Here is a 10,219-nt window from a genome sequence, read left to right on the forward strand (position 1 = left end):
CCCGATCCCCCGCGGTGCCGTCCGGGCGCGGGGCGGGGGGGGGCGGCCGGGCCCGGCGCCCCGCCTCCGAGGAGGGGCTGCCCCGGCCGCGGGAGCCGGGCAGCGTCGGGCTGCGCGGCAGCCGGCGGCTCGCGGTGGGGTTGTGGGGCCGGGCGGCCGCTTGCGCCGCCCGGCCGTCCTGGCCGTGGTACCCGACTGCGACTTCACCATCCAGGACACGCATCCCTCCGCTCGCCGTACCGGCCTCACCAGTAAGGAACAGCGAGCCGTCCGGGAAGTACGTGTGCGAGCCCTTCGCGGCGGCTAGCTCGACCGCATCAGGATGAAGTCGCCGTGGCCGCCGTAGCCCAGGACGTCTTCGGCGTACTGGGTTCCGTCGAACGTCGGCAGCCACCACCGCCCGCCGATCTTCACCAGCATCGGGTGCGGGATGTTCGTGCCATACGGGGCGTTCAGCGTGCCGAGCTTGCGCAGGCTCAGGTCGTACACCGGGTATTCGCGCGCGTTGCCGTCGCTGGCGAACAGGTACCAGCGGCCGCCCACGCGCTGCAGGATCGTGCCTTCGGTCTGGGTGACGGACCGGTCCGCGCCCAGCAGCGTCAGCCCGTGGTCGTAGTCCGCGCCGCGCGGGGCCGCCGCCAGGGCGGGGTGGAACACGAACGACGGCTGCTGGGCCGGGCTCTCCACGAACGCGATGTGCCAGCGGCCGTCGATCTTGGTCAGGGCCGGGTCCCACGAACTGACCGTCGTCGGCAACGGCAGCTGCTCGGTCGGCAGGACGTGCACGCCCGAGAGCACGTCGGCGTGGGTGACGGCGTGCCGGACGTGGACGCCGTTGAACGAGAAGTCGCCCCAGGAGCTCATCAGGAGGATGAACCGGTCGCCGTCGCGGACGATCTGGCCGGCGTGGTCGCCGAGCACGACGCCGTCGCGCGCGAAGAACAGCGTGGCCACCTGCTCCAGCTTGGCCGGGTCGGCGAGGTCGAGCGTCCAGACTGCCCAGTGCGCCTGCTGGAAGAACCCGAGACCGGCGTTGGTCATGGTCAGGTAGAGCTTGCCGTGGCGGATGTAGGGCCGGCCGTCGGCGTGCTGCACGACGTGCGGGTCGCGGACGCCCGCCTGGCCGAAGTACCCGGCCCGCACCCGGCCCAGCCGGGCTGGCCCGCGGCTGCCGTAGGCGTAGCCCAGCCGGCCCAGGACGGCCGGGTCGCGCAGGTCGATCCGGGCCCGGACCTGGTCGCGCTCGGTCAGCAGCGGCCGCCAGCCGGAGCCCTGGTCGGCCAGGACGGTGACGGCGTTCTCGTTGACCACCACGGCAAAGCCGAACGGCCCCCGCAGCTCGGCGGCGACGGTCTTGACCACGGCGGTACCGGCGGCGGTGGTGATCTCGATGCCCGCCTGCCGGGTGGCGGGATCGTAGCTGCCGAGAACGGAAACCCCGCCCCCGGCCAGCCCGGCGACGACGGGCGCGCGGGCGTCGAGCACCTGCACGGTCACGGTCCCGTAGGGCGCCTTCGGCCGGATGCCGGTCGCGACGAGCGCACCGGGCCGGGCGGGCTGGTCGAGCTGGACGAAGTTCGGGGCGATCAGGTCGAACGGCCGGAACTGCTCCGCGACGGAGAACTTCAGGTCCAAGGGGTTCTCACCGGCGCCTTCGGCGGTGCCGCCGAACAGGCTCGCGGCCACGCCGGTCACGCCGAGAGCGGTGAGGGCGCGCAACACATCACGTCGATCGAAGTCGGTCACCGTTGACCTCCGGGGCGGGGATGGGGGCTCCAGTTTGCAACGTGGCATGCAACGTGGCAACCGCGACGGCGCGGCACCGTCGCCCCGCGGCTCGCGCCGGACCCGCACCCCGCCGCCCCGAGATCATTCGTCGACCAGGAACTCCAGCAACCCACCCGCCAGTTCCCCCGCCGGCCGCTCCCACTCCCCACGCAGCGCCCGGAACAACGCCGCCGCCCGTGTCCCCGGCCAGTCCTCCGGCAGCAGCGCCGGCGGCAGGACCGGGTCCCGGCGGATCAGCAGCAGCCACTCCGCCCCCAGCCGGATGCGGCGGGACAGCTCGTCGCCGAGGTCTTCGGGTGCTCGGCCGCTCCAGCGGCGGAGGAACTGCTCGTACCCGGCCGCGATCCGGGGCAGGTCCCACGCCTCGCGGGCGATCCGCGCCGGGTCGGTCCACATGAACGGCTCGGCGCGGAACACCTCGGCGTGGTCCAGCAGATCCAGCTCGGCCAGCGCCGGCGCGATGTCCGCGGCCGACGCCGAAACCCACAGCCCGCTGCGCAACGGCCCGAAACCGAACCAGCCCAGCCGGGTGCGCAGCGCGTAGCGGTCCGCGCGCCGGGTCTCCGGCACCGAAAACGTCAGCAGTGTCCACCGGCCGTCCCAGTGCCGGTCGACGATGTCGCCGTCGAGCTTGCGCTGGCCGTCGCGCAGCACCGCCGTCCCGTGCGGCGTCAGGCCCAGGAACGCCTGCCGCCCGCGGCGGACGGTGTGCAGCAGGTCGCGGCGGCTCATCCGGCTCAGCGTCGCCCGGGTCGCGTGCTCGCCGACGCCGAGGCGGTCGAGCGCGGCGATCACCCCACCGGTGGACACCGCGATCCCGCGGTCCAGCACGTGGTCGCCGAACAGCGTCAGCAGCAGGGCCTCCGGCCGCACACCCGGCGCGCCCTCGTCCTCCGCCCACCCGGCCGCTTCGAGCACGCGCCACCGCCTTCCGCGCCGGATTGTTCGCCGATTCCCTGACGATCAACAATCTTTTGTCCGGCATTTCGAGAGTATCACCAGGTTCGAAACTTTCGGTATCCCGGAATGCTTGATGAATTGTTGACGGTCGTTGTGAATCTGCCTAACCTCAAGGCGCGAGGGGGATCGCCGACCGGAGGTCACCGATGAGTGGATTCAGAACGGCGTTCGTGACCATCACCAGTGCCCTGCTGATGGCCGTCACCGCGGCCGTGGTCCCGGCCCCGGCGTCGGCCGCTTCGCTGGTGGAAGTGACCGGCTTCGGGAACAACCCGGGCGGGATGCGCATGCACGTCTACGTGCCGGACAGCCGGCCTGCCAACCCCGCGATCGTGGTCGCCATGCACGGCTGCGGCGGTTCCGGGCCCGGGTTCTACTCCGGCAGCGAATTCGCCGCGCTGGCCAACCGCTACGGGTTCCTCGTCATCTACCCCAGCGCCCAGCAGCAGGCCGGGTTCGGCAACTGCTTCGACACGTGGTCGGACGCGGCGAAACGCCGGGGCGGCGGCAGCGACCCGGTTTCGATCGTGTCGATGGTGACCTACGCGGAGCAGCACTACGGCGGCGACCCGAACCGCGTCTTCGCCACCGGTTCTTCCTCCGGCGGCATGATGACCAACGAAATGCTCGCTCTCTACCCGGACGTGTTCAAGGCGGGCGCGGCGTTCATGGGCGTCCCGTTCACCTGCTTCGCCAGTGCCGCGGACTTCCCGCCGTGGTCGAGCAAGTGCACCGGCAACGGCGGCGCGAACCGCACACCGCAGCAGTGGGGTGACGCGGTCCGGCAGGCCTACCCCGGCTACACCGGCGCCCGCCCGCGGGTCCAGCTGTGGCACGGCACCGCCGACACGCTCGTGCCGTATGCGTTGCTGCAGGAGGAAATCGAGCAGTGGACCAACGTCTTCGGCCTGAGCCAGACGCCGACGTCGGCGGACACCCCGCAGAACGGCTGGAACCGCCGCCGCTACGGCGACAAGGTCGAGGCCTACAGCATCCAGGGTGCCGGGCACAGCCTGCCCGCGGCCGGCATGGCCGCCGCCGCGATCGCCTTCTTCGGCTTGGGCGGGTAGCCGCTCAGGCGCTGAGCACCTTCAGCGCGGCGGCGTGCACGCCGGGCGCGGCGGCGAGGTAGCCCGCGCTCGTCAGGTCCCACGGGCCGCCGCCGAGGTCCGTGACGACGCCGCCGGCTTCCTGCACCAGCAGGACGCCGGCGGCGTGCGCCCGGACGTTGTCGAACTGCCAGTGCAGGTCCATCCGGCCCGCGGCGACCTGGGCGAGCTGGTGGGTCACCGGCACGGAGATCCGCACGTACAGCGCGGCTTCCGACATCGCGGTGAACGAGCTGCCCATCCGGTCGAGGAACCGGTGGCCGGGCTGGGCCTGGCCGGTGCCGGCCAGCGCGCCGTCCAGCGACGTCTTGGCGGAGACCCGCAGCCGCTCACCGTTCAGGTGGGCGCCCCCGCCTTCGGAGGCGGTGAACAGTTCGCCGTGTACCGGGAAGTACAGGACGGCCAGCACCGGACGGCCGTCGCGGACGAGGCTCACGCCGACGTTCCAGTCGGGCATGCCGTGCACGGCGTTGACGTTGCCGCCCATCGGGTCGATGAGCCACCACTCGCCGCCGGGCAGCGGCCCGGAGCCGTGTTCGTCGTCGAGCCAGCGCGCCTCCGGCCGGATGGCGGCGAGCTCCGGCCGGAGCACGTCGGCGACGGCGGAGTCGTTGTCGTGCAGGCTTTCCAGCAGTTCGGGCAGCCCCGGCTGGCGGGTGGCGGGGGAGTAGCGCTCCAGCATCCGGTCCCCGGCGGCCCGGACGGCGGCGGTGGTGGCGGCGAGCAGGTCCTGCGTCATGGTTTCTCCCGTACGTGTGTTTGTCTTGGGCTCGTGCAACTCGACTTGAACTTGCTCACGGTGCTCGACGCGCTGCTTGAGGAGGGCAGCGTGATGGGCGCGGCCGAGCGGCTGCACCTGTCGTCACCGGCGGTGAGCCGCACCCTCGGCCGGCTGCGCGCGGTGACCGGTGACGACATCCTGGTCCGCACCGGTCACACGATGGTGCCCACGCCGTACGCGGTGGCCGTGCGCGAGGACGTGCACCGGCTGGTCCGGCAGGCGCGGGCGGTGCTGCAGCCGGCCCGCGAGCTGAACCTGGCCGAGCTGGACCGCACGTTCACCATCCAGTGCCACGACGCGCTCGCGGCGTCGGTGATCCCGGTGCTGGCGGTCCGGCTCCAGGAGCGGGCGCCCGGCGTGCGGCTGCGGGTGCTGGCCGAGCACTCCGCCGACACCGACGACCTCCGGCACGGCCGCGTCGACGTCGAGCTCGGTGGCGCCCGGCCGCAGCAGCCCGAGTTCCGGGCCGAGGTGCTCGGCCGGGACCACCTGGAGGTGGCGATGCGCCGGGGCCACCCGGCGACCGGGCGACTCGACCTGCGGGCGTTCGCCGAGCACCCGCACGTCCTGGTCTCCCGCCGCGGCCGCCTCACCGCCCCGATCGACGAGGCGCTGGCCGCGGAAGGCCTGCGCCGCCGCGTGATCGCCTCGGTGGCCACGCTCGCGACGGCGCTGCAGCTGGCGGAACGCAGCAACGCCCTGGTCACCTGCGCGGCGGTGCTCGGCCGCCCGCTGATCGACGCGTTCGGGCTGATCACCCGCCCCCTCCCGGCGAAGGCGGAGGCGGCGGAGATCTGCGCAACGTGGCACCAGCGCTTCGACTCCGACCCGGCGCACGCCTGGCTCCGCGAGCAGATCCGGGAGGCACTGGAGGAGATCATCGCCGGGCACTGAGCCCGCATCCGGTCCTCCGGTGCGGCCCGGGTGGGTTGGGATGTGGTCGCTGCGGGCGGTGGGGCCGCTTCCGGCGCTCCGGTCTCGCCCGGGGGCTGGGTAAGGGTCGCCGCCGGTGGGCAGCGCCGGGTACTCCGGCCGGTCCCCGAGCCGCTTCGAGCCGCCTTCTCCTGCCCGATGTGCCCCCGCTGCCTCGCGCCGACCGAGGCGCGCAGCGCCGAGCTGCCGTGCTCAGCCGGGCAGGGGCAACGCGATCGTGCCCTCGAAGTGCGGCGTCTCGGCCTCGTCGAGCATCGCCGCGGCGACCGTCGCCCGGCTGATCACCGCCTCGAAGTCCAGCGGTGGCCCCGCTTCCAGCCCGACCGTGCGCCGCTCCGCGCTCTCCGGGCCGTCCGTCAGCAGGCCCGCGTGGAACATCGTGCCGCCCGCGGCGAGGATCGTCGCGTCCGCCTCGACCTTGTCGGCGAGCCGGTCGCCCAGCAGCTTCGCCAGCGTCGTGGCCGCTTCGCCCGCCACCTCCGCCGAACGGCCCGTGCCGTACGCGCCGAGCCAGATGATCCGGGACGGCCCGGCCGCGGCCACCGCCTTGGCTCCCGCCGTCAGCACGCCGGCCCGGTCCGTGCCGAGTCCGGAAAGGACGGTCGAGCCGGCGATGGCGGCAAGGCTCGCGGGATCTTCCACGTCGGCCGCCACCTTGTGCAGCCGGGCCGACGGCGGAACATCGATACGGCCGGGATCCCGGGCGATCGCGGTCACGGTGTGCCCGCGCCGCAAGGCTTCCCGGGTGAGTGCGAGTCCGGTCCGGCCGGACGCCGCGAGGACGGTGAGGTTCATACCGACCACGCTAGGGACACCAGTACTTAACATCAAATGCAAGTTCGGAAAGAATCGATTTACCGTGACGCAAGGGGCGGCCGCCGAGGAGTGCGGCCGCCCCCTGCCTCAGCGGCGGTCCGAGCCGGTCAGCGGCGCCGGCGTGTAGCGGAGGTACCGGCCCGGCTCGCCGAGCGCGGCCGCGGCCGCGTTGAGGCGCTCCGGCCGCAGGTCGGGCCAGCGGCCGGTGTCGACCCGGGACTCCAGGGCGTGCAACGCCGCCAGGGTCTCCGACGGCCGGAACGCGCAGTGCCCGGCCGCCCCGACGTAGGCCTGGCGCAGCAACGGTTCCCGCCCCGCCGACCGCACCCGCCGGGCGTACCAGTTCTCCTGCTCGACCGGGACGAGGTGGTCCGCGGTGGTGTGGATGGCCAGCGACGGGACGCGCAGCCGCCCGGTCGCCGTGGACGTGCGGGCGAGCGTGCCGATCGCGCGGGCGTCGGGGGTGACGTCCGCGTGGCGGGTCAGCTCGGCCAGGTCGGCGTCGAGGTCGAGCCCCGCGGTCCGGTACAGCGCCCGGACCTGCTTCGCCAGCGGGCTGCCGGAGAGCAGCTTCCGGTAGTCGACGCCCCGGTTGGCCGCGCTGTTCCCGCCGGCCGCCTGCTCGATCTCGTACCGGCCGGGCACCACGAACCCGAGCACGAAGCCCGCCAGTGCCTGCTGCTGTTGCTCCTCCTGGCCCGCGTGGTCGGCCGGCCCGGGCGGGGCGTCGCCGGTGAGCCACGGCGGCGTGTTCATCAGCGCGGCCCCGAGCGCGATCCGGGCCCGCCCGGCCGCGGTGCCCTGCGCGTCGGTGACGATCTTCGTCAGCGCCGCGCCCGCCGCGCTCGCTTCCGCGGCGCTCGCGTACCGGACCAGTTTCACCCCCTGCGCCGGTGCGAGCAGGCGGGACAGCGCGTATTCGCCGTCGAGCTGGTAATTGTTCAGGTTCAGCGCGCCCGCGACCAGGCCGCACGTGGTCAGCGCGCCGTCCAGCCGCCGCGCGCCGGACTCGGCTTCCAGCGCGCTGACCAGCCCGCCCATCGACGTGCCCCACGCGATGGTGCGGCGGGGCTCGCCGATCCTGCGGACCAGCTCGTCGAGCGAGGCGAACTGGTCACGCGGCGCGGAAGCGAGCGCCCACAGCGACGGCCCGCTGTAGGACGAGCCGATCAGCGCGTAACCGGCCGCGAGCAGGGCCTGGCCGGTCGGCTCGTCGGGGGCGTTGCGCGCCTGGAGCGGACCGAAGCCGTGGCTGTAGAGGATGACGGTCCCGTTCCAGGCGGCCGGCACGTCCGCCACCCAGCTCGCGCCGTCGGGCAGCTGCCCGGTGTAGTGCGCGGGGGCGGCGGCCTGCGCCGCGCTCCCGGTGGTGAGGCCGAACGCGGTCAGCGTGGCCGCGGCGAGGGTGCCGGCCCGGCGGAGCCACCCCTTCATCCGCGCTGCCCTTCCCGCTGGGCGGCCGCGGGGACGCCGGTCTCCGGGGTGAGGTCGCGGCGGTGGGTCTCCCGCAGTGCCAGCACGCAGACCGCGGACAGGACGCAGAAGGCGGCGATGGTCCACGACACCGGCGTGGTCGACCCGCCGCCGTTGGCGCGCTGGAGCTCGGCGAAGATCAGCGGCGCGAACCCGGCGCCGAGCCCGGCGAGCTGGTAGCCCAGCGACGCGCCGGTGTACCGGCTCCCGGTGTCGAAGAGCTCGGAGTAGAGGGCGGCCAGCGGCCCGTACATCATCGGGTGGATCACGCCCTGGCCGATCACCAGGGCCAGCACGAGCAGCAGCCCGCTGCCGTCGCGGACCATCGGGAAGAGCAGGAACCCGAAGACCGCCATCGCGGCCACGCCGGCCAGCACGACCGGGCGGCGGCCGATCCGGTCCGAAAGGGCCGACCACAGCAGGATTCCCGCCACCGCGCAGGCCGAGGACAGCGTGAGCGCGTTGAGCACTTCCTGCCGCGGGTGCCCGTGCGCGACGCCGTACGCGAGCACGAAGGTGGTCAGCGTGGCCTGGACGACGAACGCGGCGAGCCCGACGCCGACCCCGAGCAGCAGCACGCGCGGGTGGTCCCGCAGCACGGCCACCAGTGGCAGCCGCCGCCGTTCTTCCTTGCGGGTGGCCAGGAACGCCGGCGTCTCGTCCACCCGGGAGCGCACGAACAGGCCGATCGCGAGCAGCACGATGCTGAGCAGGAACGGGATCCGCCAGCCCCAGGCGAGGAAGTCGGCCTCGGAGGTCAGCCCCGCGGTGGCGGACATGACCAGCGTCGAGACGACCATGCCGCTCGGCGCGCCGGCGTTGGTGAACGCCGCCCACAGCCCGCGGCGCGTCTTCGCGTGCTCGGCGGACATCAGCACCGCGCCGCCCCACTCGCCGCCGACCGCGATGCCCTGGACGATGCGGAGCAGGACCAGCCCGACCGGGGCGACCGCGCCGATCCGGTCGTAGCCGGGGAGCAGGCCGATGAGGAAGCTCGCGACGCCCATCAGGGTCATCGTCAGCACGAGCATCCGCTTGCGGCCCAGCCGGTCGCCGAAGTGGCCGAAGATCAGGCCGCCGATCGGGCGGGCGAGGTAGCCGGTGGCGAACGTGCCGAAGCTGGCCACCGTGGCCAGTGCCGGATCGAGCTGGGCGAAGAAGACCTTGCCGAAGACCACCGCGCTCGCCGTGGCGTAGAGGAGGAAGTCGTAGTACTCGATGAGGCTGCCGAGGAAGCTCGACGCGACCGCTCTGCGGAGCTGAGTGCTCATGGGGTTCACCCTCGTCGTCGGGGGCGGGGCACTGCGGGGGTCAGGTTCGTCCGGGGGCGGACGACGGGGGAGCGGGCCCCAACGTTAGTCAGGGGCATGACGACCGTCAAGATTCTGCACAACATCAAGTGGCGCCCCGCCGGGTTACGCTGACGCCCGTGACACCCTCCGCCGAGACCGGCTCCGGGCCCCGCCCGAAGTCCGTCATGCTCACGTTCCTGGGCATCCACCTGCTCGGGCGGGCGAGCGCGATCTACTCGGGCAGCGTGATCGACGTGTTCGGCCGGGTCGGCGTCTCGGAGGAGGCGGTGCGCTCGACGCTGACCCGGATGGCGGGCAGCGGGCTGCTGACCCGGCACCGCCACGGCCGCAAGGTCTACTTCGGACTGAGCGAGCGGCTCGCCGCGGTCCTCGAGGACGGCAGGCGGCGCATCTGGGAGACCGGCGCGGTCAACCGTTCCGAGGACGCCGGCTGGACGCTGGTCGGGTTCTCCCTGCCCGACACCCGCCGCGGCGACCGCCACGACCTGCGCCGCCAGCTCACCTGGGCCGGCTTCGGCCTGCTGCAGAACGGGTTGTGGGTCGCCCCCGGCGTCCGCGACGTCACGGCCATCATCGAGCAACTCGGTCTGGACGGGCACGTCACGGTGTTCACGGCGAACCCGGCGAAGCCGACGGAAGCGGCCGAGCTGGTGCGCAAGGCTTTCGACACGGCGACGATCGCCTCGCGCTACCACGACTTCACGGAGAAGTGGGACGGCGGCCAACCGTCCTTTCCGGACGATCTGACGAGCCGGCTGGTGCTGCATTCGGACTGGCTGCACGTGGTCCGCCGGGACCCGCACCTGCCGGCGGGGCACCTGCCGGCCGATTGGCCGGCGATGGAGGCGGAGACGTTGTTCCGCAAGCTGGACGCGGACTTCCGCGAGGGCGCGGACAAGCTGGCGGAGGAGACGCTCGAACTGCTGCCGACGTAGAGTCTGCTCGTGAACCCGGGGCGGGGGGGGGGGCCCCCCCCCCCGGGGGGGACACCCGCTGCACGCCCGCCCCGGGTGGCCCCCGCGGGGGCGGCGGGGGGCGGGGCCGAG

9 protein-coding genes are annotated in these 10,219 nt (G+C 73.5%); 3 read left to right on the forward strand and 6 right to left on the reverse strand.

Features of this window, described 5'->3' with window-relative positions; all coding sequences use genetic code 11:
* Positions 1–303: 303 nt before the first annotated feature.
* Positions 304–1,746, reverse strand: coding sequence for a hypothetical protein (locus tag ABZX11_RS47800; protein WP_354925790.1), 1,443 nt, complete (start codon positions 1,744–1,746; stop codon positions 304–306).
* 123 nt (positions 1,747–1,869) lie between these two features.
* On the reverse strand, positions 1,870–2,706 hold the full coding sequence (locus ABZX11_RS47805; RefSeq protein ID WP_176176708.1) for a PaaX family transcriptional regulator C-terminal domain-containing protein: 837 nt from the start codon (positions 2,704–2,706) through the stop codon (positions 1,870–1,872).
* 188 nt (positions 2,707–2,894) lie between these two features.
* On the opposite strand from ABZX11_RS47805, the gene ABZX11_RS47810 reads away from it, so the two are divergent.
* Positions 2,895–3,818 (forward strand): PHB depolymerase family esterase, encoded by a 924-nt coding sequence (locus tag ABZX11_RS47810; RefSeq protein ID WP_354925793.1) that lies wholly within the window; start codon positions 2,895–2,897, stop codon positions 3,816–3,818.
* 4 nt (positions 3,819–3,822) lie between these two features.
* Here ABZX11_RS47810 and ABZX11_RS47815 read toward each other — a convergent pair whose 3' ends face one another.
* On the reverse strand, positions 3,823–4,596 hold the full coding sequence (locus ABZX11_RS47815) for an inositol monophosphatase (RefSeq protein ID WP_354925796.1): 774 nt from the start codon (positions 4,594–4,596) through the stop codon (positions 3,823–3,825).
* A gap of 33 nt (positions 4,597–4,629) precedes the next feature.
* Here ABZX11_RS47815 and ABZX11_RS47820 point away from each other — a divergent pair, with 33 nt between their 5' ends.
* Positions 4,630–5,532 carry a LysR family transcriptional regulator gene (locus ABZX11_RS47820; protein WP_354925799.1) on the forward strand — a complete coding sequence of 301 codons (903 nt, stop codon included), beginning with the start codon at positions 4,630–4,632 and terminating at the stop codon, positions 5,530–5,532.
* A gap of 231 nt (positions 5,533–5,763) precedes the next feature.
* Here the strand turns inward: ABZX11_RS47820 and ABZX11_RS47825 are convergent, their stop codons facing one another.
* The 3 genes from ABZX11_RS47825 to ABZX11_RS47835 form a co-directional block, all read right to left on the reverse strand.
* Entirely contained in the window at positions 5,764–6,366 is a 603-nt protein-coding gene (locus tag ABZX11_RS47825) for an NAD(P)H-binding protein (protein WP_354925802.1), read from the reverse strand.
* Between the two features lie 108 nt (positions 6,367–6,474).
* Positions 6,475–7,821, reverse strand: a complete 1,347-nt coding sequence (locus ABZX11_RS47830) for an alpha/beta hydrolase (protein ID WP_354925805.1) — start codon at positions 7,819–7,821, stop codon at positions 6,475–6,477.
* Positions 7,818–9,131, reverse strand: coding sequence for an MFS transporter (locus ABZX11_RS47835; RefSeq protein WP_176176713.1), 1,314 nt, complete (start codon positions 9,129–9,131; stop codon positions 7,818–7,820). Before ABZX11_RS47835 ends, ABZX11_RS47830 begins: the two co-directional genes overlap by 4 nt.
* Positions 9,132–9,289: 158 nt before the next feature.
* On the opposite strand from ABZX11_RS47835, the gene ABZX11_RS47840 reads away from it, so the two are divergent.
* Entirely contained in the window at positions 9,290–10,108 is an 819-nt protein-coding gene (locus ABZX11_RS47840; RefSeq protein WP_354925808.1) for a PaaX family transcriptional regulator C-terminal domain-containing protein, read from the forward strand.
* The last annotated feature ends 111 nt before the right edge of the window (positions 10,109–10,219 follow it).

It is taken from the genome of Amycolatopsis sp. NPDC004169 (assembly GCF_040610315.1).
Taxonomy (GTDB): Bacteria; Actinomycetota; Actinomycetes; order Mycobacteriales; family Pseudonocardiaceae; genus Amycolatopsis.